The sequence below is a fragment of the Eubacterium sp. SB2 genome (assembly GCF_001244405.1).
GTDB lineage: Bacteria > Bacillota > Clostridia > Lachnospirales > Lachnospiraceae > Faecalicatena > Faecalicatena contortus_B.
Window position 1 is genome coordinate 391,604 of sequence record NZ_LN865152.1, and the last position, 24,042, is coordinate 415,645.

Sequence of the window (24,042 nt, forward strand, 5' to 3'; positions counted from 1 at the left end):
AAGTTTACTGTGGGTCTGCCTGTAGGGCATGTATTGCAGGGTGCCTTTTGGGCAGGGCTTAACCCAGAATCAGATCAGGATTGTCTGAAAAGTGTTTCAGTATAACAATTGGGTCTGTTTCTGATGGGTTTACGATCTTTATGCCCTCTTTTGCTGCCTTTTCGGTCACAAAATACTCATCGTGGGTAAGCTGACCATAGCGGATCAACGCGGGGGACTCTATCTCCCATACGCCAAATGTTCCATGGCCTTCCAGGCAGATCAGACCGTATGGTGCGCTGTCTTTTATGACGGCTGTACGCCCGGGCAGTACTGTCAAGCGTTTTGCGCTGACACAGCCGCATTTATAGCAGATCCACTCCTCTATATATCCATCCTGCAGCATCTCTTCCATGGGACGTACCGGTTTGGGCCTCATATAATTATGCTTATGAAAATCAGGGTCGATATTCTTCTCCCAGTCAATGACATCCAGAAGATACTCATAATTCCCCTTTTCTTCTTCCGGACAGTTCTTCCAGAGCAGGTCTTCGCCTACCACCTGTCCGTTCAGCAGTACCGACTGGTACATGGCATAGACATCCGATGCAAACTGTGGTTCATATGTACAGAGTGAGCCCGGTGCATGCATAACTCCCGGGTCTACATGGAAACCGGTATCGTGTTCCAGCTTATATGCTCTGGAGAGGCCGAGAATGTTGTTATCACCCTTCTTAAAGTTTCTGAGGCTTTCCAAGACCTCCTCTTTCGTGGTTTCCGGATTAAAACCGAAAAATGTGAAGGGGAACTCTCCTCCATGGTTATTCAGCTGGGATGGGAAAAAGTACATTTCGGGTTTACCGTCTGCCCCCACTCTTTCTGCATGTGCCTGGCGGTGATGGATATGATGAGGCAAAGGCCCGGCATTATCAAAGAATTTAGAAAACATGGCCCACCGATGATACTTATTCCACAGCTTCTCTCCGATCAGTTCTGCGCCTGACAGTTCAACTGCGTCCCTCAGGAGAATCCGCTCTTTTCCCTCTTCGTCAGCTACAATATAGCTTAACCCTTCATCCTCCGGAGTCCCCGGCCCATTCTCCGCCCATGTCGTGGAAGAAAACCACCGTTCATCAATTCCGCCCCTCGTGCCCAATATATAGTAATCATCGGGGTGCAGTTTAATTCTCTTCCCAGGACGGCAGAATGCTCTGGGTACCCAGGCCGGCGCCAGGCGGAGCACTCCTTTTCCCTTTGACAAAGCTTTTTCGGTCAGACTTTTTTTGTCCATAATAGCCTCCTTACTCATTTCACGATCTACTAGTTGAATTTAGACTATCACGCCAGAAAACGTTCGTCAATTTAAAATAATAATTTCGGCTTAATACACATTTTATGGCACAATCCACCGTGTTTTAGCACAAAAAAAGAGCGAACACCAGAAAACATTTTCTGTTTTGTTCGCTCCGTTTATTGATACCGGCACTTACCATCCGAACAATTCCCACTCGCTCGCCGCCAGCTTATTCGTGGATCTTCGAACAATCAAATTGCAGGGCAGTTCTGCGCTTTTTTCTTTTATATCCGGATCTGCCAGCATTTTTACTGCCATACGTCCCATTTGATAAGTAGGAACATTAACAGTTGTCAAAGATGGCTCTATCATTGAAGATACGCTCAGGTTATCGATCCCGGTCACAGCAAATTCATCCGGAATCGTACGCCCCTCCGACCGGACCGCCTTAATTGCCCCTACCGCCATCTGGTCGTTCGCTGCAAATATTGCAGTCAGCCCCCGGTTCCGGATCATCAGCTCTTTTGCCATCATATAGCCGCTGTTTGGCGTAAAATCGCCTTCTGCAATCAGATCCACCGAATAGGGCACGCCGAATTCTGCCAACGCCCTCTTGTATCCCTGGAGCCTGCATATCGTAAGAGGATTGGACATCTTGCCTGAAATATGGGCGACACGCCGGTGCCCGTTTTCCAACAGTTCCCGGGTCGCCATATATGCATTCTTCTCATGATTTACATACACACTTCCAAACCCTGTTTCCTCCAGCTTTCTCTCCAGAGTTACAACCGGGATCTTCCGTTCCAGAAACGTCTGTTTTATAAAACTAAAATATTCCTTTTCCTCTGTAGCCGGGCAGACCGTATCAATAAGAATTCCGCACAGCGCCTGCTTCCGGATCGTTTTGATAAACCTTTTTTCCTTATTAAAATCAAAATCCGAGTTGCCGACTACCAGGACATATCCCTCTTCCGCCACCGTGTCTTCTATTCCGTTCAGGAGATTAGAAAAGAATGTGCTTGCAATATTCGGAAGAACAACCGCGATAATCTTATCTCTTTTTTTCTGCCTTTCCGGAAGCTGATACCCCAGTTCACCGGCTGTTTCTAGCACCCTGCTCCGGATCTCTTCGCTCACATATTTTCCGCTGTCACTTAAGACCGCTGAAACCGTAGATAATGATACGCCGGCAGCCTTTGCCACATCTCTCATACCAGGCATCTCCGCAACCTCCCTGATCTGTGTTTTATACTATGGTACTCTGACAGCGAACGTTTGTCAATTCATTTTCCTTTTATTTAGATTCCTTTCATTCCATTAGTTACCTATACACGTCCTCGTAATAATAACTCTATTATTCAGTACTATTTGCTTGATTTTCAGCTTAATTATTGAAATAATTCAAATGAAAGCTCATACTGTATAATAAGGAGGAACGTTCAATGAAAAATGTGCACTGTATGACATACCGCAGTGGAAGCAAGGAGGAAATGCTGCCCAACTTTTCACCGGATTTCCCCTATATTGCATCCCGCAATGAAATTGACCGGTATATGGGCGGATTCGTGCCCTGGCACTGGCATAAGGAAGTAGAATTGTTCTATATGGAAAGCGGCATTTTGGAGTATTATACACCGAAGGGTACCGTTGTGTTTCCGGCCGGCACCGGCGGGCTGGTGAATTCAAATATCCTGCATATGACAAGGCCCAAAGAAGGGGTCAAAGACACCACCCAGTTCCTGCATATCTTTGACACTTCATTCATCGGCGGAAGACAGGGCAGCCGGATCGAGCAAAAATACATTGCCCCCCTTCTCCTTGCACCGCAGGCAGAAATCATCGCGTTATTCCCGGATTTCCCGGAACAGGCGCGTCTGCTGAAGATTTTACGTGATTCTTTTGAATTATCAGATAAAGATTTTGCTTACGAAGTAAAGCTCCGGGCTGCCTTATCAGACATCTGGTGCGGCCTGTTCACTCTTGCTGCGCCGCTTCTGAAAGAAAAAACGGGCTATGACAAAGCCAATGATAAAATCAAGCTGATGATGGTATATATTCACGAACATTACACAGAAAAAATCTCTGTCTCTGATATAGCCTCAGCGGGATTTATCAGCGTGCGCGAATGCTTTCGTGTATTTCAAAACTGCCTCCATGTAACGCCTGCAGAATATCTGAAAACTTACCGTCTCCAGAATGCCTGCCAGCTGCTCGCAGGCACCCCGGAGCCAGTCACCTTTATCGGGCAGGCCTGCGGACTGGGCAGCAGCAGTTATTTTGGAAAAGTGTTCCGCGAATTCACCGGATATACCCCTCTGGAATACCGGCGCAAATGGCAGGATTGTGATATAAATTGGCAATCATAATATATTTTTAACTTAACCATTACAGTATAATGATATCAGCAGATAAGAGAAACCCACCCTGATAATCATATATCGCCCCTTGGCCGGTTACTGAGAATGGAGGTTATACAATGGTAAAATTAAACATCGTGAATATGAATCAATTTCTAAATATCGTGAATAACAGCGCAGGCACCGTTCGGCTTTTGTATCCGGACGGCAGGAAAGAGCCGCTGAATCATCAGTACACGCTCCAGCGCAGCCTGCGCCAGAGACACCTGGAGGCTAAACGCAGCCTCCGGCTCACGCTGGAAATCCCTAACCCAAAAGACTACATGAACATCGTATTATTTTCCATTGGGGACTGCTGATGCAGCCCCCTGCTTCTTGGTCAGCCCTGAGACTGCAAGATACCCATCTGCATATTTCCCTGCTGCCTCCGCCAGTTTCTGCACCTCTTTTTCTTCCATCAGTTCAGTTTTATCATAATCCCATTCCTTTCCAATCTTGGTATATTTTTCTTTACACACATGATTAAACGCACATAATTCCCAGCGTTCTATCACATCCGCCAATTCTTTCCGCACAAACCGGCCGATTTCCTCTATATTTTCTTTTGTTGCTGTCGCTCCCGGAATTAACGGCGTCCTGATCCACAGCCTTGTGTCTCTCCGGCTCCGGATTTTGCCGGCTATAAACTTCAGATTATCCAATATAACCTTATTGCTGACACCCGTATATTCTCTATGTAGTTTTTCATCCATGAATTTGATATCATAGAGAAATGTATCCACATAAGGGTATATCTTCTCGTAAATCTCTTTCTTACCGAAACCGGATGTATCCAGTGCGGTATCCACACCCTGTAGCTTTAGTGCCTCCAGAAATTCAGCCAAAAATCTGTGCTGGAGCACGGGTTCTCCGCCCGACACGGTCACCCCTCCTGAAAAATCATCAAAAAACATGTCGTCTTTACATGCCTCTTTCACAAGCCGGGCTGTCTCCCAGTATTCTCCCACCGTGCCCATCGCTTTTGCCGGGCACTGGTCAGCACAGGTGAAACATTGTCTGCAGGCTGTTCTGTCGATCCGTATACCGTCGGCCTGCGCGGCCAGCGCATTTACCGCACAGCGGGTGACACAGCTCATACACCCGATACATTTTTTCGCATCCCACTGCAGCTCCCTGACCGGGCTGATACTTTCCGGATTCTGGCACCACCTGCAGTGCAGGGGGCACCCCTTTAAAAATACAGTGGTACGCATACCAGGCCCATCATGGGTTGTTCCTCTGTGTATGTCAAAAACCAGTCCCTTTTCCATCTTTCTTCCCCGCTAAACACTTGTATAATTTACTCTGTTCACAAATTCTTTTCTGAACTCATGGTCCATAACCACAAAATGAGCGCTGTACCCGGTGACCTTTACGACAATATCCGCATATTCCGGGTTCTCAATATCGTCTACCGCCTTCTTAAGCTTTTCCAGATCGATTACGTTAAAGTTAATCTGAATGCCGCCCTTCTTCATGTATGCCTTGGAAAAGTTTTCGATATATCCGCCTTTGTTTTCCTTTCCGTCAAAGAATTTTGGCTGCAGTTCGATCTGCAGCGAACCGCCCTGATACTCTCTGAAAGGCACCTTCAGCAGGGACTTTGCGGTTGCAGTAATCCCCTCGTGGTTCCTGCCATGCATTGGGTTGCACCCATGGGCGATCGGTTCCTCCGCAAACCTGCCGTCAGGCGTCGCGCCCAGTATCGGACCGGCATAGGTATGCCCCATATACTGGAATAAAGAGGCCCGGAAGCTGAAGCCTTTAATATTGCGCTGTTCTTCCAGTGTATCGTGGATATTTTCCGCTACCCTTACGTACATCTCATCCACGCCGTCCTGGTCATTTCCGAATTTCTCCTGGTTCAGCATGATCTGGCGCATGATTTCGTGATCTTTCCAGTTGTTTTGAACAGCCTCGTTCAGCTGGGCCATCGTATATTTCTTTTCCTCGAATATCACTTTCTTCATGGCGTACAGAGAATCCACCACATTGGGCACTCCCAGAACATTGACGGAAGTAAATGCATTGTGAGGCCCGCCTATTGACGTAACATCCAGCCCTTTTTCAATGGTGTCTTTCATACAGAGGGTAGTAACCATTTCCGGCCATACCCGGTCCTGCCACTGATACACACGGTTCTTAAATTCGGTAAATGCTTCTGCCGTCCGCTTTACTTCCCGGGTATATAGATCCCAAAACTCCTCAAAAGTTTCTGTATTCTGTTCTTCTGCCAGCTTCATGGCTCTCTGCATGGGGGCCGGCAGGACAAAAGAGTTTAGGTCATGGTCGCTGTACTCTGCTCCCACCGCGCAGTACCATTGACAACCGCTGTACGACACATTCCAGGCATCTTCTTCGCTGTAACCACTGTACAGCTCGGAATCCCGCATTACATCATAGTTGACCAGAGTAGGAACCCCGCAGCCGTGTCTTGTCACCACGTCACATGCATAGCTGTAGTAGTCCGGCTCCATATCGTCATGCCACATCACGCCCAGATGATTATAACCGCCTATCATATCGTAGGCCTCCAGTCCGATCCAGCTGATTTCATTGGTGGCATCCCTGCCTTCCCTGTCTCTTCCGCCGAAGGAGAAATAATTCCCGCCGTATTTCAGGTACAGTTCTGCCAGGATATCTCTGGCTTCCTCCCTTGTGATTCTTCCTTCTTCCAGATCCTTTCTATAAAAACGGATCAGCATCTGGTCCAGCCTGCCATATCCGTTCCCATGGCCGTTGATCCTCTCCACGACCTGGAATAACTGGATCCACTGTACTGCCTGCACAAAACTCTCAGGCGCCCCCTCTGCCAGCTGTTTCATATTGGCAGCAATTTTCTGATACCTTTTCTTTTGTTCCGGATCGACCTCCGCCTCTGCAAGTTCCGCAGCCCGCAGGGAATGCCGCATAGTATAGCGTATGATTGCCTGTACCACTTGTTCCTGTGCCTCCAGATAAGCGCGCCGCTTTTTGTTACCATACCGTTCCCATTTTTCTTTGCTTTCCGACACATCTTTCAGCAGTCCGGCCCATCCCTTCTTTAAGCCGATGTTAAGATCCGGGCAGGTATGTGCCAGGCTTGTTCCTCCGGCGCCCATCTGGCGCAGGTCAAATCCCAGCTCTGTCACTTCATCCGGATACACAAACTTTCTGGCCTCATCCAGCTGCCAGTGGAATTCTCCCACAATCGTCTCATTTGGATAAATTTCCGCAGGACTATGATCCAGAAAGAAAACATAATCCTCCGCCCAGTTTGTAGCAGAGTATTCGAATCCCTTCACTCTGGAAGGCATCTCGTCCAGATACGGAAACGGAGTGCCCACATCCACCCGGCAGTTGTGGTCCCCAAGATTGATTCTTTGGTCATCAGAAAGCGCCAGTTCTCCGGTTGCAGGGGAAAATCCCGCACTGTGCCCGGACCAGTGGTACACAAGAAATTCTGCGTTATCCACATATACATTCCTTCTCCCGCTTTTGGATAAACCGGTGCTTCTCTCCCACAATCTTTGTATTCTTTCACTTTTCCTAAATTTAGATTTTTCCATTTTAGTTCCTCCATTCATGTTTCATTTTCTGTCTTTATTTTATCAGCCAATAAAAAAGCCACAACTTCCCGTTGTGACTTTAAGGTTGCATGATACGACTATTTCTGAATTAACCAGTCGTTTTGTATCAATCCGTCTCATCCCGCAGAGCGTCGATGATATTCTCCTTTCTGATTTTTCCTGCGGCATATACCATGGTAATGAAAACTACCAGGAACACACCGAGTATACTGGCTCCCATACTGCCCCATGGGAACACAAATTTCATCTCTCCGCCCCCGGCATTCATACCCACATAAATCAGAAAGGATAGAATCCCGGCAAGGGGCAGCCCCCAAAGCATTGTCCGCACTCCGTAAAGAGAACACTCAAAACGCATCATCTTATTAAAATCCCGGTCGGACATCCCCACCGAACGGAGCATGGCAAACTCCCGCCTGCGCAGCTTGATGTTCGTGGAGATCGTGTTGAAAACATTCGCAACCGCTATGAGCGATATCATGGTTATGAAAACAATCGCAAACAAATTGACAATGAACGTCATATTTCGGTTCTGTTCAAGAATTCCATACACATTATACAGGGTATAGTCGGCGGTTATGCCGGCTCCGTCAAGCATCGCATGCATCTCGGACGTGGACCGTCCCGGATTGTCTGACTTGAAAGTCATCCCCAGTTTTACAGGCTTTGAAGGCGCCCCCAGAGCGTCAAACTGAGGTTTTATCTGGTATGGAGCGATCACCATAAGCGTGTATCCGCGCCAGTCCCCCGGCTCTGCGGGCAGCAGATCCGGATAGTCATCTACAAAGGTCGCACGGATTGTTTTGGTTTGATCTCCTGAATCGGAGCGCAGCGTAAATTCCATGGGCTCTTCCTGCATATAATAATGTTCCGGCAATAGTCCTGTCACGATCATATTGTCTTCCTGCCCGCTATATTCCGTTTCGGAAAGCTCCAGGCCTTTGAGCAGGTCCTGATAGACTCCCTCCTCAACAAACTGGATATCCAGCGGCACTTCAACGGTTTCACCCGTCCCTTCATAACCGATAAGTTCCCCGAATTCATCCAGAAAATGTCTGGTCAGATCTTTCGTATTGAGTACGCAGGAATAGGTTGAAAGCGCCTGATAAGAACTTTCTGTTACTCCGCCGGCATTTTTCATATTATCATAAAGCCGGAGGAGCTCGCCGTCTTCCATGTCCCGTGTATAGAAACAAATGTCATAGTCTTCAACTGCCACAGCAGAATTATCTGCTATCTGGTTCAGATAGGTACCGAAAGAACTTGCCGTCACGGACAGCACCACGCTTAACGTAAGCGACAGGATTATGCTGCGGTAACGCCGCTTGTTTCTTTTGAAGTTCTTTAGCGCAAGCATTCCCTCCAGACCGTAAAGGCGTTCGGTGAGCTTTGAGGTTCTGAGCGCTTTGGCTTCCACCCTGACCTCGTTGGTCTGGCGGATACATTCCATCACGGGGGTACCTGCAGCCTTCTTTGCCGGGATATAGGCAGATATTAAAATGGTAATCAGGCTGACAACAACCCCGGCTAAAAGAGCAGGAACCGACACTTTCAAGGTCAGCGGCACATTATCATACATCATATTTGCAAAATTCTTTGCTACTAGGGATAGCACCAGCCGGATACTTGGAATGCCAATTAAAATCCCCAGCGGTATGCCCACAGCACCGATACATATTCCCTCAAACATGACCGAATTGCGCAGCTGCCTTTGTGTTGCGCCCACCGACATGAGGATTCCAAACTGGTGTGTGCGCTCATTCAATGAGATGTTGAACGAATTGTAGATCAAAAATACTGAGCCGAGCATTACCAGAGCAATTAAGATTCCTCCAACCGCGTATAAAAGGACGGTAAGCAATTTTTCCCCTGACAGGCCCATAAACCGCAGTACGTCATCGTTCAGAACATAGCTGTAATTATCCGGGATGCCGTCTGTATAAGAATGAACTTGATAGGGATTCTTTAGCGTAACAAATACGGAAAGACTGTCCGCTGCGGCAGTATCCTCTGTTGTAATTAAAGTGTATCCCGGCGCGGCAAACTCCTCGACAGCCGGCCGCTGGCAGATGCCCACAACCGTATAGGTCTTCTCGTTTGCCGGCACCAGTGTTTCTTCCCCGCCGCAGTATGGGTCGTGCTGGCTGAGCTTCTGGCCGTCTTTCATGCGGCTTCCCACCTGCAGGGTGATCGTGCCGCCCACCGGAATTTTCACCCCGCCGTTCGCTGCAATATGTGCCGGTATCAGAACCTCGCTGCTGTTCTTGGGCATTCTTCCGGAAAGAAGCTGCAGCGGCAGAGTTTCCAGGGCTTCTTCATTCCATCCGGAAAGAAAAAGATAGGGCTTGTCGGGATTCTGGCCCCCTTCCAGCGCGGCATAACCAATGTTCTGCAGGGCAGCCGTACCTGCCACCCGGCTGTCTGCGGCCTGAGACTGCAGATAGGCGGAATCTGCATCCGGGATTTCAACGTGCCAGCCGCCATACTTTTCAGCAGCCCCATGAATCATATAACTCTGCAGGGAAACGGCAAATGTAGCGACGCCCGTGATCAGGGCCGCAGACAGGGCCACGCCGACCACCCTTACAAACGTCCGCGTGCGGCTCTTTTTTAATCCCTGCAGGGCAACCTTATGGAAAATATTCATGACCGCGCCACCTGCCTCTCATCCCGCACCACTTTACCGTCTGCGATCGTAATAATGCGTTCTGCCTGCAGGGCAATATTTTCATCGTGGGTAACGAGGAGAAGCGTCTGCCCATATTTTCTGTTGCTTTCTTTCAGCAGTTTGATAATCTCGTGTCCGTTGCGGCTGTCCAAAGCACCTGTAGGTTCGTCCGCCAGCATGACTGCCGGTGCGTTCATCAGTGCACGTCCGATGGCGACACGCTGCTGCTGCCCGCCCGAAAGCTGGTTGGGAAGATGGGATTTTCGCTCCTGTAATCCCAGCAGGTCTAATAAATCGTTCAGCCGTTTTTTATTGACTCTGCGCTTATCCATCAGGATCGGCAGTGTGATATTTTCTACAACATTCAGAGTGGGAATGAGATTATTGAACTGGTATATCAATCCGACCTGCCTGCGGCGGAAGATGGCCAGCTTCTCATTGCTCCCTGCATAAACATCCTGCCCGTCCAGATAGATCTTACCGCTGGTAGGCGTATCCACGCCGGCTATCGCATGCAGAAGGGTGGATTTGCCAGAACCGGAAGAACCGATAATTGCAGTAAATTCCCCTTTCTCAATGGTAAGCGACACATGGTCCAGCGCGATCACCTGGTTTTCTCCCGCACCATAAACCTTGCATAAATTTTCAACTTTTAAAAATTCCATTATGTGAATCTCCTTCTCTTTTTCTACTCATATAATAGAACTTCCCGCTTACATTTCAGTGACTTTCCGGTGAGAGATCCGTCACTTTGGAAAACGGATAGAAAATACTGCACCGCCCTGGGGATGATTTTTAGCGGTAATGGTTCCGCCCTGTCGGGTGATAATGGTCTTGCAGAGTGCCAGCCCGATCCCATAACCAGCCGTACCAGTATTTTTCCCCCGATAGAACCTTTCAAACAAAACAGGCAGGTCTTCTTTATTAAATCCCGCACCGCTGTCATGAAGGGTAATCCCGGTAAACAGAGGCGTATCCTCACAGATAATGTGAATCTTTCCGTGATCCCCTGCACCCTCGATGCAGTTTTTAAGAATGTTCTGAATTGCTTCCGACAGCCAGCCTGCATCGCCCCGAATTACGATGCCCCTGGGCACGTCAATCTTGAGATCGATGCTGTGCAGTTCTATTGGAATAATAAGCGGGCGGAGCGCAGTGTTTATCAGGCTGTCTGCCTCGATCTGCCCGTTTTGGAACATCACAACGCCCGCATCCAGACGGGATAATTTCAACAGCGAACTGAGCAGCCAGTCCATCTGTGCAAACAATTCCTCCGTCTCCCTGAGCAATTGCTTCCGTTCGTTTTCATCCGGGCTGATCTCCAGCAATGACAGAATCAGATTTGCGGATGTAAGCGGGGTGCGGAGCTGATGGGCAATGTCGGCCAGCGAATCTGCCAGATGTCCTTTTTCTTTTTTCAGCGCATCGTTCTGTTCCCGGATCCGCTGTGTCATTTTGGTTATCTCACTCTGCAGAATGGAGAGTTCCCCTTCCTCAGCTTCGCTGATGAACAGATGATCCGTATTATGAAGCACAAGATCGATTTGCTCTGAAATCTGCGCAATCCTTTTATACCTGGCCCGCGTAAATACAAAAAATGCCGCGCCAAAGGCAGCGGCACAAACCAGGGCCAGTCCCCCGGCCGCCGGATTCATGTAATATCCCGCTGCCGCAGCGGCAGCGGTTATGATAGCAAACACAACGGCAAACTGCCGGATCTCCCTATTCCGAAACATATCCATCCCCCAATCGGTAGCCCGTTCCACGGATCGTCAAAATGATCTGCGGGTCTGCCGGATCGTCCTCTATCTTCTCCCGCAGCCGCTTAATATACACGGACAACGTATTGTCGTTGACAAACTCCCCCGCCGCATCCCATAATTCATCCAGCAGCCTGTCCCTCGTAAGAATATGATTAGGATTACTGATAAACACCAGCAAAAGGTGGTATTCAAGTGCAGAAAGAAAAACCCTGCTGCCATTTTTTTTCACAATACCGCTTGCCGTATCGACAGAAAGCCCGCAGATTTCCAAAGCCGACGGCGACTGCCCCGATCTGCGCAGAGCAGTCTTAATCCGCGCAATCAATTCCCGCGGGCGGAATGGCTTAGTGATATAATCATCCGCGCCCATGTTCAACCCCGTAACAACGCTCGCCTCATCACCCGAGGCCGTCAAAAAAATCACCGGAATATCCCGCGTCTGTTTGATCTCCGTGCACACCGCAAACCCATTCCCATCGGGCAGCGAAATATCCACCAGCGCCAGATCAAACCGATGTTCCGCGAACACGTCAATGGCTTCATTCTGCGTAGAAGCATGCGTAACCGCAAACCCCTCAGATCGCAGCAAAAGCATAAGATTTTTGGCGATTGCTCTATCATCTTCCACTAAAAATATCTGTTTCATACATTTTCATCGTCCTTTAATTTCTATTAAGTCATCGGACAGCCCTTACTATCCCCATACAGCTTCCATTATATTGCCCAACTCTATAAAATGCAACTTACAGAATTGTCATCTCCCCTTCAAAATTTTACCATGAATGAATACGCCTCCCCGTCCCCTACCGTATCTCAATAGAAAGCATCGTGATATCGTCAAACTGCGGCGCCTCTCCCACAAACCGTTCAATATCCTGTTTTACACGTTTCAGCGTCTCCTCCGGCGCACTGCCGGCATTCTGGTTGAGCGCTGCCAGCATCCGCTGTGCTCCGTACAACTCTTCGGAAGCGTCTGTCGCCTCCGGCACACCATCTGTATATACATAAAGCTGGTCTCCCTTTTCCAGCACGATCTCATATTCTCTGTATCTGGATCCTTCCATGCCTGCAAGCACAAATCCGTGTTTGTCCTTTATCAGTTCAAAGTCCCCGCCGTTCCTTCTTAAAACCGGATACTCATGGCCGGCATTTGCACACGTTAGCCTGCCGGACGAAATATCCAGAAGCCCAAGCCAGACGGTCACAAACATTTCCGCATCATTGTTCTCGCACAGCTGGTTATTCACCTTCTCCAGAACTTCATGGGGAGAAAGCCCTGTCTGTGTGCAGTTTTTAAGCAGTGTTTTTGCAATGACCATGAACAGCGCGGCAGGCACTCCCTTACCGGACACATCCGCGATTACCATGGCCAGATGGTTCTCATCCACCAGGAAGAAATCATAGAAATCACCGCCCACCTCCTTGGCCGGCTCCATGGTTGCATAAATATCGAACTCCTTCCGCTCCGGAAATGCAGGGAAAATGCAAGGCAGCATCGACGCCTGGATGCTCTTTGCCACATCCAGCTCTGCACTGATCCGCTGCTTTTCTGCTGTGACGGCATTCAGCTCTGTCATATACTTTTCAAGGGATAAAATCATATCCGAAAAGTTAACCGCCAGACTGCCGATCTCGTCCTGTGCGTATCTTGTCCGCGCGATCTTCGCAGCAATTTCAGGATTCTTGAACCTGCTGTACTGCATGACATCCTGATCCAGATTTACAATTTTTAATACGATGGTCTTTCTTAAGAAGATTAGGATAACCGCCAACAGCGCCGCAAAAAACAAGCAGGACCAGAGCGCCGTAGGAAGCGTGGATTCCCGGATCTCCGCATCGACCTGAGATACGTCGATATTGGCTCCCAGCAGTCCGGCAACCTTTCCGTCGATCACGACCGGACACCACAGGCGGTATGTATGTCCATATTCCGTGTTGCTTAATTCACACTTAATATCTGCTTTGTCCCCACTGTTCCAAAGCTTCCAGATCACCGGATTTGACTTGGAAAGCGGCTCGTCATAATGATCCGCATCCCCGGAGAATCTGTACATAATCCCGTCCCGTTCCCCATCCTGCGGTTTTCCGTCAGCAATGTATACTATATCATTCGGTGAGCTCACCCGGACAAAATACATGTATTTTAGGCCGTAATTATCCAGTACGTAATTATAGTATTGAATCCATTTTTCGGTTATGTTTTCCATTTGCTGCTTTTGTTCTGCGTCACTCAGTTCCTGAAAATTCTGTGAAAGGGAGCTTTCCGTCTGGTGCTCTGTATCAGCGGCGCTGTCCTCATCATAGTTGATGTCCAGCTCTTTTCCCTTTTGCTCACAGTATTCTGCCCACAACAGAGTATCCTCCCCTGCTTCTTCCATCGTATGGGCCGCCAGATCCAGGATGCTCTTGATATAATTCTGTTTCTCCTCCAGCACGTAATTTTTGCTGAGCAGCGTGGCACAAAAATAATTCATGACAACCGCCAGGATAATGATCGTGGTAAATAATGCGGCAAATTTGGCCAACATCCCTTTTTTCTTCATAACAAATCCCTTTCTGTAACGCCTAAATTATTTTATAGTAAACGATCCCATTGCAGCGGCAGCGCCCGCCGCATTCACTGCATATATAATTTTCATCGTCATACCAGGGCATGTCTAATTTTTCTCCCCGCAGGAAATGAAGGTCAACGAACATTCTCTCTGCCGGTACGCCCCCGTTATATTCCCACAATGTCGTAAATACAGCTCCATACCCCTGTTCTTCGACGTCTTTCATACACGCCTCCAGAATCTTTTTGGCAATCCCCTCTCCCTGATATCTGGCATAAGTACAGGCACATTTACAAATCAGCGCCGGTCTTCCCTGGCACATACTGAGGATTGTATCCCGGTCCATCTTAATGTGCTCTTCAATCTCAGCCGCCGTAGCAGGGATGAAAAGAATAGCACCCATAAGTTCGTCTCCGTCTGCCGCCATTTTAAACGGCGTTTTACCGTCTATGCAGCCCTCAATTTTTTCCCGTGACATATAGTTCTTTCCAAATGATGTTTCAAACAAATCCTTAAGCCGTCCGCTGTACTCTTTCGTTGCGTCAATGATGTCCATATTTTTTCTCTCTCACTTTCTTTACCAATGGTTCTGTTATTCCATAAATCCCCAGACCGGCAGCCGTCATCCCTGCAAGTATCCCGCATCCTCCAAACCAGGCGATACACCCCGGCGCAATCAGCTGTCCGGCGCGGCTCGTCATTGTAAATAAGATATTTGCCTCTGCGTCCTGATAGGTTCTGTTTCCTTTCGTCAGGACAAACCCCTCCGATAGCAGAACCAGCCCGAAACTGTCGCACAATCCCAGGGCCAGCGCCACAACCGCCAGAAGTACAGGACTTCCTGTTACCGCATATAAAAATATCATCCCTCCGTACAGCACGCAGTAGCAGATGGCGCCCTTCACAGGCGACATGATTTTCAATGCTATTCTGGTCATGGCCGGCGAAGCATAGCCTGCTAACAGGCAGTTAAACAGGATCAGCGCAGACACGACGGTATGCGTAAATCCATATCCGCTCCCCACCAGAGGGAGCACATAATCCAGAAATACGGCTCCCGCATATACCGGAAGCACCAGGCAGACCAGATAGCGCAGCGCCAGCGGATTCTTCAGCACCGCCGTCATTCCGGCAGCCGACGTATTCTGCGCCGCCCCCAGCCGGAAATCAATCCTTTTCAGGATCGGAAACAGCGTGAGCAATATGACCGCTGCGATCAAAAACACATACTGGTAATCTAAATGGTCACAGAGCATACCGCCCATAACCGATCCCAGGCAGATGCCGCCGAATCCGCCGCCGCTGACATAGGAAAGTGCTCTTGTCCGCTCCTCTGTCTTCTGAAAGCTGAAGGCATAATTTTTAATCCCGATCAAAAGCAGGCCCTCACAGAAACCAAGGATCGCCCTGGCCGCGGAAAACAAGTACAGGTTGCCTGATACGCCGCATGCAAGCAGACCTGCGGCTGCAGCTGCGGCCACGGCCAGCAGATACCTGCGCATATTTCCGGCCCGGACCGATATCCGCCGGGACAACAGGATTCCGATCAAGGATCCCGCCATTGCCGTTGTGGCAGGAATGCTGGTCAGCATATCGGCACTCTTCTGGGAAAGCGCCAGCGCCAGCTGGTTTGACACCGTGGCATTGACTGCCTTTCCGATGCTGATACAGGCATAGAGCAGAAAGACTGCCAGCCGCACCATCCCGTGGCTTTGTTCCGGCGCCGCCCGTCCGCGCCCTTCCTTTCCCGCCCCCAGAAGGAGCTGATATTCCGTCACGATCAGAATCGAAATGACAGACAGCAGGATTGTATTCAGCAGATACTGAATAAATATCGTTCTCATATAATTTGCAGAAATGGTATACTGCAGGCGTCCGTCTTCCAAATGCACCTCTTCGAACTCCGGTATATGATCTGAATAGAGGCTTAAATATCCCTCCACACCCACCAGTTCTTCATAGGGAATTCCTTCCGCCTCCAGCTTATGAATATCCGCCATAGCGGACTTCTCCACGCCTTCTGCCAGCATCTTATGGCTCATCCGGTATTCTTTCCAGCAGGTATTCCCCACATAGATACCCAGCAGGATGATCCACAGCACAACGACAATGGACAAGGCCCGCCCGCCGTTTTTCCCCCGCCTCCCCGCAGTAAACCATACCGCCGTTATAATTCCCGCCGCGGCCAGCATTCCCAAAACGGAGACGAACCCCAGCTTACCGGAAAATGCCGCCAGATTCCGGTTCATTGTATCCATGCCGGTCTCCGCAGTCAGCATGGAATCTCCCGTCAGAGAAAAAGCCGTATACAGTTTATTCTGGTACACCTTCTGCTCATCATTTTTCAGATACTCTAACTTTTCAGGCAGCATGCCTCCGTCCGTTGAATAAAGCAGCCCGGCCTTCTCTTCCGTCACATACAGGTTCTCTACATAATCGGCATTTTTAACGGTTTCCTCAAGCAGCTCCTCCAATCCATAATAATTATCCACGGTTTTCCCAAAGGAAACTCCGTAATGCACCTTCTGTATAGTGTCCGTCACGTTGGCCCGCATCAGATTGCCATAAGTATCCAGCAGATTCGTGCGGTACATCAATATACCGAAGGTTACCGATAAAACGGATACAAAAAACAGAAGCACCAGTGTAAAATAATATAACTTGTTCTTTTGGTCTCTCATCGTTTCGCCTCCTCCGGATATATGGCATCGGCTATCAGATACGTACTCATAGGGATTTCTACATTTAATAATTTCGCTGTATCATAATTAAATACGATCTTTGGCGTTATCTCGTATACCTGGTTCAGTTCATCTATGGGCGTTCCGGCGGCATATTCCATGATGGTTTTTCCGGCGAATACTCCCTCTTCCTCAGGATCGGACATCGTAATATGCACCAGGGCTCCGTATTTTACCTGGCTCTCCTGGGTCTCCGCCACGGTTATGATCCCTGCTTTATGTACGTCCTCCAGGAGCCACGGCAGCTTTTCGTCCTCGATCTTGCCCGTAGTAATGTAAAGCACATCGATATCTGGAATCAATTCTGCATAAGCCGCCTTCAGCTCACTGTAATACCTCTGATAGTCCTCAGCAGTCTCAGGCTCACTGACGTGAAGCGTCTGGATTTGGAATCCATACTTACTGCTTCTCTCCTCCAGCTGCCGTATGCCCGAATAACTGTAGGCCGCAGCACTGTCCTCGTAGACCACGCCGATATCCTGAAAGTGAAACAGCCTGTATGCCATATCAATCTGACGTCCGGTCCGTTTGGAGTCGATATGTACAAAGGCATGGCTGTTAAGCCGTTTTGTTTCTCCTTCCGCAATTCCGGCCGTGACAGGATCGGCGGATCCAAACACCATATAGTCATAAGTAATCTCATCACTGTTCTTTGTGATCCAAGCTCCCGCCGAAGTACCGAATACAAGCAGCAGATCCAGATCCTTCCGCCTCAGCAGCTCTTTCATTGAGGCTTCATCCATCCTGGTCATGTTGTAAACGGCATCTGCCACAAACTCCAGGCCCTCCCGGCTCTTTGAATCACAGATGTCCTCCCACACTGCCTCCGTATTCCCCCCTTCGCCGGAATAACCAGTCAGCCATCCCTCTTTAGCCATTGTATTTGCCGCAGAATCCAGCTGATCCGTGTAAAAATAATATTCCTCGCTCTCCAGACAGCCGATTCTCACCGCTTTCTCTATCGGTTCTGGTTCTGCTCTCTGTTCTGGCTCTTCCTTTTGTGAGGAACATCCTGCTGCCAGTATCGTCACTGCTGCCAGCAATGCCCACATAATGAACCGGTTTTTATTCTTTCCCGTCATGTTCTGTCCCCCGTTTTCTTCTTAGTACGCATGCCCCGGAGGTTTTTATGATATTTAGAAATTCCAGAGAAATTTCCTAATATCATAAGAAAAAAGGCATCCTCGATTCGGATGCCCTGCCCTCTTATTTGGCTGTACCGCCGGTGTCCTTCATCAGTCTTTTATTCTCATACATCCGTATGTCCGCTTCCGATACCAGTGATTCCAGATTCTCCGCTGAAGTACTCCATGCACTGCCAATCGCCACACTGCAGGGAATATCAGCACCGCATTCCTGTTGTTTGAGTTCTTTCTGAATCCGCCTACGCAGAAGCTCCAGATCTTCCTTGGTGCAGTCCGGCAGGATGATGATAAACTCATCCCCGCCCACGCGATAACACCTGCCCGCTTCCCCGGTTGCCGTATATATGGTGTCTGCCAGCCTGCAGAGCAGTTTATCGCCTTCTGAATGAAAATACTTGTCGTTCACCTCTTTCAGATTATTCAAATCCAGGAACAGTATACCCGCACACTGTACATCCAAAAACCGCTCTTTCAGGTCACAGACATACCGGTTCCTGTTGAAAAGACCGGTAAGCCGGTCGTGATAGGACTCATACTCCAGCAACTGCTGAAGTTCGCCGCTTTCTCTGGCCAGCTTCCTCATCTCTCCCAGTTCTTTCACGGCTTCACTTCCAAGCCCCATCATATCCCCGATCTTAATAACATTTCCAATCCGATACCAGGTGCTCTCCACTTCAATCAAACAATTTTTGACTTTGTACCAGTGCTTTGACCCGGCATCGTAATAATCCCAGATATAGATGCTTTTTTTTGCGCTGTTTGTTTTTCCCAGTTCCGGACAGTATCTGCAGGGCTCTGACCTCCCTGCAAATGCCTGGTAACACGTTTTTCCTTCCAGCCGCTCACTGCCTTCATCCAGATAGAAAAAACTGTTGGTGTAACAGATCTTTCTGCTCTCTTCTTCAATGATATAAAATCCTTCTGCGCATTCCAGCATTGCTTCCATAAACACTTCTGTCAACTGCATAAAGCACCTCTCTACTGTATTTGCGGAGTTACTCAATCGTCAATATATCTGTAAAGCCAGTAACCTCAAAAACCTCCATAATCGTATCATTTACGTATCTTACCACCATGTTTCCCTGTCGGTTCATCTGCTTCTGTGCACCCAGAATGACGCGCAGCCCGGCGGATGAAAGATATACCAGCCCCTCCATATCCAGAACCAGGGTCCCTACCCCGTCCAGGCTTTCCTTCAGAACAGCTTCCAATTCCGGCGCCGTCGTAGTGTCGAGCCGGCCCTCCAGTGCCAATACCAATGTTGATCCATCTTCCGTTTTATTAATTGTCATCTATTCATCCTCCTGATTTATTTTGCCTGTGTCCTAATAATTCCGTCTGCGAAAACTGCACCCATCCGCTGCCGGCGGTCAAAACTTCTTTTTAATAGTCAGTATGTTGCTTCCGTCCTTGTACTGATACGATATGTCATCCATACTTTTTTTCACCATAAAAATCCCCAATCCTCCGATCTCCCGTTCATCCGCCGATAAACCTATGTCGGGATCTTCCTTTTTCAGCGGATCATACGGAACCCCATTATCCGCAAAACTGATCGAAACCTGCAGCGGATTCTCCTCCACATCCACACAGATACTTGCCGGACCGGTGGACGGGTGGTAAGCATAATGGGCAATGTTTACAAAAATCTCCTCAATTGCGATATCAATCTGCATCTGTACCTTCATCGGACACTGATATGTCTCCAAATGCCGGTTCACAAAGTCCAGTACCTGATCCAGATTTTCAAGTGCGGCCAGTAAATTCAGTTCTGCCATATCCGTACCTCCATTTTTCTCCGGGTAAACTGATCAGATTCTTGTCAGATCCGCTTTTTCCAGTATGTATTCAAAATAAGTTTCACGGATTGACTTTGCATTCCGCTGCCTGATTGGAATCTGAGCTCCGGATTCCATCCTGAAATCCCGATCTGCCCTTTTCACATAATTCATGTTGACGATAAAGCTCTGATGGCACCGCAGAAAACCATATCCCTGCAGTTTCTCCTCCACCTGGTCCATCTTCATATACACATGGTACTGCTCTTTATCTGCAAGACTGATGAGCAGAAGATTCCTCCTGCTTTCTATAAATTCAATCTCCTCCAGGCCGATGCGGACTCCGCGTTTTCCGACTTTAAGAAAGAGTTGCTTTTTCTGATCCTCGCACATCTCCCTCAGGAAAGAGTCGATCAGCGTTAAGGTTTTTTCCGCCTGCAGCGGTTTCAGTAAATAACCGAACGCCCGTACCTCATAACTCTCCAACGCAAACCTGGGCGTTGCGGCCATGAATACGATCGCTGCTCTTTTATCCATCTGCCTTACTTTCCGGGCCGTCTCCATCCCCGGCATTCCCGGCAGGCACATTCCAAGAAAAATAAGGCTGAACCAACAGCGCTCTTCCTCATAGTCCTCCGTCAGCGTCTCCCCGCTGGAATATTCAGTGATACAGTACTCATATGGATATTGCTTAAAATAATGTTTTAATAACCCGGAAATCACATCCCGGTCCTCAGCTCTGGCGTCACATACCGCAATCTGAAGCACGTTATCCCCTCCAGCCCCACAATTTTCCATTATTTATGCAATGAAAAAATACTGTGTTATTCGTAATTTTCATTATAAATTACGGATATAAAACTACAATCCCGTGGGGTCTTTGTTGTGATTTGTTGTGATTTATCACAACCTTTTCTATGAATATATACGTGCCGGCCGCCCAATCGTCTCAGGGAACAGGCTGTAAAACATCGCCGGCCTCCGTCTGCAGCACAATCTGCAGGACAAACTCCCCTTTCTCTCCATAATAATTACAGTAACCTTCATATTTGTTTACGACTCTCTGTATGCTTTTCATGCCGAGTCCATGCCCGGCCTCCTGCTTATGCGACATCAGTCCGCCATCCTGGAAGCGCAGCGGATTCTGATAGCTGTTCCTGATACAGAGAAGTAATTTACTTTTTTCATATCTCATCTTTATTTCTATATATTTTCTGCCTTCCACGTCGGCACAGGCCTCCAGGGCATTCTCCAATGCATTGCCCAGAAGAACGCTGAGATCCATCGTATTCCCCGGAATCCCCTCCGGAAGATCCGCCTGGCAGGTGAATTCAATTTGATTGTCCCCGGCCTTTCCGGCATAATATCCCAGGATCAGATTTGCCGCATGATTTTCACAATATGTCTGCACTGTACCGGCCATTTTCTGGAAATCTAATTCATCCAGATAGGACAAAATTTTATCATACTGCCCGCATCTGCAGTATTCAGATATCATGCGGAAATGATGTGACAGGTCGTGCCTGATCAGACTTACCTGCTCCAGATTATCCCGCATGGTTCTGTAGTACTCTTCCCCCTGCCTGAGTCGCATCTGCGCAATTTTCAATTCATTATAATACTGCTGGGCCTCTGCCTTTTTCTCATATTCCTTCCTGGAATTACGGATGATATAGATAACCAGTACTGCACAAACAGACAGACTGATCAGCAGACCCCAGACAAGAGCTGCTGTTTCCATCTCTTCCTCCTCTTTTACAACCCCGTCTGTATTACATACTGATAGTATTTTTCCTTCAATTCTTTCAATTCCGATCTCCTGATGGGAATCTTAGTCCCGTCTGACATGTGGAAGACTTTATCCGCCTTCTGCACTTCGGACATATTGATGATAAAGCTCTGATGACAGCGGATAAAGCTTTTCCCCGCCACTTCCTTCTCTACATCTCCCAGTTTTGCATGAATCCGGTGAACGCTTTTATCTTTTAAATATATATACACATAGGGATTCATGCTCTCCATATATATGATCTCGCCATAGGCTATCCGCTCATGGACATTCCTGTTTTTGATCAGAAGGGTCTGCTTTCTGTCGCAGTGAAAATCCCTCACAAAATCATCCAGAAGGCCGTCCAGCTCCGCTTTTCGTACCGGCTTCACCAGATAGCCGTATGCATGGACCGCATATCCTGACATCGCAAACTCATCGGTTGCGGTTGTCAGTACAATACTTACTTTTTTATCGTAGGATCTTAATTCTTTTGCCACGTCAATTCCCTGGGACTTTTTCATAAAAATATCCAGAAATATCAAATCAAAATAGTGTACGGATTTGTCCGCATAATCGTCCAGGAGGATCACTCCGTCCTCGTATTCGGTCATTTTAATTTCTTCATTTCTTCTTTTAAAATAGCTTTCCAAAATGCACTTTATGGCATTTCTGTCTTCCCCGCTGTCGTCACAAATTGCAATCTGAATCATGAATATTCCCCTTTTAACTATTTTTCCCCTATGAGACCTTTCCTTTTACATTACCATCAAAGATCACCCCATGGGGAATTCGGGATATTTGACATTTTTTTCAGGATATTTATCAAACCGGCTTTCATGTTCTTTCTCTTCTATCTTCTTGTCTTCACTTGATTCAGTACATGACGGCAAATACTGTTTTCCAGCATAATTTCATTGGATTTTCGGAAGTCCGCATAACGGCAGTACCAGCATTCTTTTACATCGCAGGTACTGTCAGCATCCGCTTCAAAATATGGGCAAACATAGTCAGGTAATATAATCGGATGCCCGTCAGCTGTTATTCCAATCATTCCATCTACCTTTTTCACTGTCATCCCTAACCCCCTCTATATAACATCCTCATACCGTATCCCCCGCTGCTGCAGGTATGTAAGCATTTTTTTCAGCGCACGCTCATGTATGGTACGTATTGTGCTGCTGTTCTTATCCAGCTTCGCCGCAATCTCCTCAAAACTGCATCCTTCAAAATATCTCAGAAATATAACCGGCCTTTCTTTTTCATTCAGAATACCCATCAGCGCCTCTACATTGCCGTTTTCTTCTTCCGTATAAGCCCGGTAGGCATCTTCAAATGAAAGGGAGCATTGCACGGTATCTGCATAATCGTCAATATCGGATTCCACCTTCGATCTTCTGTAGTAATCAATTATCACACGTCTGGCAATAGTAAAAATCCAGGTTGAGAAGGATGCTTTCTGCTCATTAAACGACTCTATGTGCTCCACTACTTTCATGAAAATGCTGCTCACCAGGTCATCTGTGACAGCGCGATTATGAATCTGATAATATACGTAATTATAAATTTTCGGAAAAAACTCTTCGTAAACACGAGTCAATGTCTCTTCCGTATCGAATCCCCTGTCCATGCAGAATCTCCTTTCTCTTCCGTATATGCCTTCATCCTATCTTAGCAAAAAAAAAGAACAGAATTTCCGGTTTACGGTTTCTGCTCTTTTTTTACTGGAATTTGTATCCATTTGACTTCTTTTCTTTTTCCCACTTTTCCAAAGCTTCCTGTTCACCCTGGCTGATCCCCGCCGCGGCAATCTGATCCTCGTACTCCTCAGGGATCTCCCTGAGCAGTTCTCTATGGTAAGCCAGCATTTCTTTCAGCAGTGTGTCCCTGATTTTGCTGTCCTTTGAAAAATCTTTCCTCTTCCATTGTTCACTCATACTTTGCTCCTTAACGACAGATAGATGTGCCAATTTTTCATTGGCACATCCAGGTCTTAAGTAATTAATCGTTTCTGGCGTCACATAAATGCCATCCGTCTTCTGTAATCATGTGTCTGCATGCTCCGCATGTATTGCTGACAGCAAGAATTTTTCTGTTATAAAAATTTGACCCCGGATCATAGCATGGACATCCTTTTGCAGAAGTGATTCCTGTTGTAATTCTGTGTCCATTGTATGTACCTGCTCCACCGTCTACACTTTCCAGTTCCATTTCTGTTAACTCTACTGCTTTCTTTTCTTCTGACATTCTTATTTCCTCCTTTGATATCGAATAGCTTCATGCTATTTGTTTGTTGTAATTATATATACGGCCTTCGGTTCAGATTGTCTCACTTTTCGAGAATTTTTTTCTTCCTGCGGTCATCGGACCAGAAAAAGGCCTGTCCGGC

24 protein-coding genes are annotated in these 24,042 nt (G+C 47.8%); 2 read left to right on the forward strand and 22 right to left on the reverse strand.

Features of this window, described 5'->3' with window-relative positions:
* Positions 1-58 precede the first annotated feature (58 nt).
* Positions 59-1,270, reverse strand: a complete 1,212-nt coding sequence (locus BN1938_RS09235; protein WP_050640319.1) for a hypothetical protein — start codon at positions 1,268-1,270, stop codon at positions 59-61.
* A 195-nt stretch (positions 1,271-1,465) separates the two neighbouring features.
* Positions 1,466-2,494, reverse strand: a complete 1,029-nt coding sequence (locus tag BN1938_RS09240; protein WP_050640320.1) for a LacI family DNA-binding transcriptional regulator — start codon at positions 2,492-2,494, stop codon at positions 1,466-1,468.
* A 221-nt stretch (positions 2,495-2,715) separates the two neighbouring features.
* On the opposite strand from BN1938_RS09240, the gene BN1938_RS09245 reads away from it, so the two are divergent.
* Both BN1938_RS09245 and BN1938_RS09250 read left to right on the forward strand, forming a co-directional pair.
* The gene (locus BN1938_RS09245) at positions 2,716-3,639 is read left to right on the forward strand and encodes an AraC family transcriptional regulator (RefSeq protein ID WP_050640321.1); all 924 of its coding nucleotides are present in this window, start codon (positions 2,716-2,718) and stop codon (positions 3,637-3,639) included.
* Between the two features lie 110 nt (positions 3,640-3,749).
* Entirely contained in the window at positions 3,750-3,989 is a 240-nt protein-coding gene (locus BN1938_RS09250) for a hypothetical protein (RefSeq protein ID WP_050640322.1), read from the forward strand.
* Here the strand turns inward: BN1938_RS09250 and BN1938_RS09255 are convergent.
* From BN1938_RS09255 to BN1938_RS09350, 20 genes are all read right to left on the reverse strand, one after another.
* Positions 3,966-4,940: a glycyl-radical enzyme activating protein gene (locus BN1938_RS09255; protein WP_050640323.1), complete on the reverse strand. Its 975-nt coding sequence runs from the start codon at positions 4,938-4,940 to the stop codon at positions 3,966-3,968. The genes BN1938_RS09250 and BN1938_RS09255 overlap by 24 nt on opposite strands.
* A 12-nt stretch (positions 4,941-4,952) precedes the next feature.
* Entirely contained in the window at positions 4,953-7,217 is a 2,265-nt protein-coding gene (locus BN1938_RS09260) for a pyruvate formate lyase family protein (protein ID WP_050640324.1), read from the reverse strand.
* Positions 7,218-7,344: 127 nt separating this feature from the next.
* Positions 7,345-9,885 carry an ABC transporter permease gene (locus BN1938_RS09265; RefSeq protein WP_050640325.1) on the reverse strand — a complete coding sequence of 847 codons (2,541 nt, stop codon included), beginning with the start codon at positions 9,883-9,885 and terminating at the stop codon, positions 7,345-7,347.
* Entirely contained in the window at positions 9,882-10,571 is a 690-nt protein-coding gene (locus tag BN1938_RS09270) for an ABC transporter ATP-binding protein (RefSeq protein WP_050640326.1), read from the reverse strand. Before BN1938_RS09270 ends, BN1938_RS09265 begins: the two co-directional genes overlap by 4 nt.
* 81 nt (positions 10,572-10,652) lie before the next feature.
* A complete protein-coding gene (locus BN1938_RS09275; protein ID WP_050640327.1) occupies positions 10,653-11,642 on the reverse strand; it encodes a sensor histidine kinase in 990 nt (329 codons plus the stop codon).
* A complete protein-coding gene (locus tag BN1938_RS09280; RefSeq protein WP_050640328.1) occupies positions 11,629-12,315 on the reverse strand; it encodes a response regulator transcription factor in 687 nt (228 codons plus the stop codon). The genes BN1938_RS09275 and BN1938_RS09280 overlap by 14 nt, the downstream gene beginning before the upstream one ends.
* A gap of 157 nt (positions 12,316-12,472) precedes the next feature.
* On the reverse strand, positions 12,473-14,212 hold the full coding sequence (locus BN1938_RS09285; protein WP_050640329.1) for a PP2C family protein-serine/threonine phosphatase: 1,740 nt from the start codon (positions 14,210-14,212) through the stop codon (positions 12,473-12,475).
* A 22-nt stretch (positions 14,213-14,234) separates the two neighbouring features.
* Positions 14,235-14,777 (reverse strand): hypothetical protein, encoded by a 543-nt coding sequence (locus BN1938_RS09290; RefSeq protein ID WP_050640330.1) that lies wholly within the window; start codon positions 14,775-14,777, stop codon positions 14,235-14,237.
* Positions 14,764-16,902, reverse strand: a complete 2,139-nt coding sequence (locus BN1938_RS09295; protein ID WP_050640331.1) for an MFS transporter — start codon at positions 16,900-16,902, stop codon at positions 14,764-14,766. Before BN1938_RS09295 ends, BN1938_RS09290 begins: the two co-directional genes overlap by 14 nt.
* Positions 16,899-18,044 (reverse strand): ABC transporter substrate binding protein, encoded by a 1,146-nt coding sequence (locus BN1938_RS09300; RefSeq protein WP_050640332.1) that lies wholly within the window; start codon positions 18,042-18,044, stop codon positions 16,899-16,901. Before BN1938_RS09300 ends, BN1938_RS09295 begins: the two co-directional genes overlap by 4 nt.
* A gap of 124 nt (positions 18,045-18,168) precedes the next feature.
* Entirely contained in the window at positions 18,169-19,074 is a 906-nt protein-coding gene (locus tag BN1938_RS09305; protein ID WP_050640333.1) for a GGDEF domain-containing protein, read from the reverse strand.
* 28 nt (positions 19,075-19,102) lie between these two features.
* Positions 19,103-19,399 carry an STAS domain-containing protein gene (locus tag BN1938_RS09310; protein ID WP_050640334.1) on the reverse strand — a complete coding sequence of 99 codons (297 nt, stop codon included), beginning with the start codon at positions 19,397-19,399 and terminating at the stop codon, positions 19,103-19,105.
* 78 nt (positions 19,400-19,477) lie between these two features.
* Positions 19,478-19,885, reverse strand: a complete 408-nt coding sequence (locus BN1938_RS09315) for an ATP-binding protein (protein ID WP_050640335.1) — start codon at positions 19,883-19,885, stop codon at positions 19,478-19,480.
* A 33-nt stretch (positions 19,886-19,918) separates the two neighbouring features.
* Entirely contained in the window at positions 19,919-20,653 is a 735-nt protein-coding gene (locus BN1938_RS09320) for a LytR/AlgR family response regulator transcription factor (protein WP_050640336.1), read from the reverse strand.
* Between the two features lie 181 nt (positions 20,654-20,834).
* Positions 20,835-21,626, reverse strand: coding sequence for an ATP-binding protein (locus tag BN1938_RS09325; protein ID WP_050640337.1), 792 nt, complete (start codon positions 21,624-21,626; stop codon positions 20,835-20,837).
* Between the two features lie 14 nt (positions 21,627-21,640).
* A complete protein-coding gene (locus BN1938_RS09330; protein WP_050640338.1) occupies positions 21,641-22,366 on the reverse strand; it encodes a LytR/AlgR family response regulator transcription factor in 726 nt (241 codons plus the stop codon).
* A 140-nt stretch (positions 22,367-22,506) separates the two neighbouring features.
* The gene (locus tag BN1938_RS09335) at positions 22,507-22,731 is read right to left on the reverse strand and encodes a hypothetical protein (protein WP_050640339.1); all 225 of its coding nucleotides are present in this window, start codon (positions 22,729-22,731) and stop codon (positions 22,507-22,509) included.
* A gap of 12 nt (positions 22,732-22,743) precedes the next feature.
* Complete coding sequence (locus BN1938_RS09340; protein ID WP_050640340.1) at positions 22,744-23,283, reverse strand: RNA polymerase sigma factor; 540 nt, start codon at positions 23,281-23,283, stop codon at positions 22,744-22,746.
* A 91-nt stretch (positions 23,284-23,374) separates the two neighbouring features.
* On the reverse strand, positions 23,375-23,590 hold the full coding sequence (locus BN1938_RS09345) for a hypothetical protein (protein WP_050640341.1): 216 nt from the start codon (positions 23,588-23,590) through the stop codon (positions 23,375-23,377).
* Positions 23,591-23,654: 64 nt separating this feature from the next.
* Positions 23,655-23,900, reverse strand: a complete 246-nt coding sequence (locus tag BN1938_RS09350; RefSeq protein ID WP_050640342.1) for a hypothetical protein — start codon at positions 23,898-23,900, stop codon at positions 23,655-23,657.
* Positions 23,901-24,042: the final 142 nt, after the last annotated feature.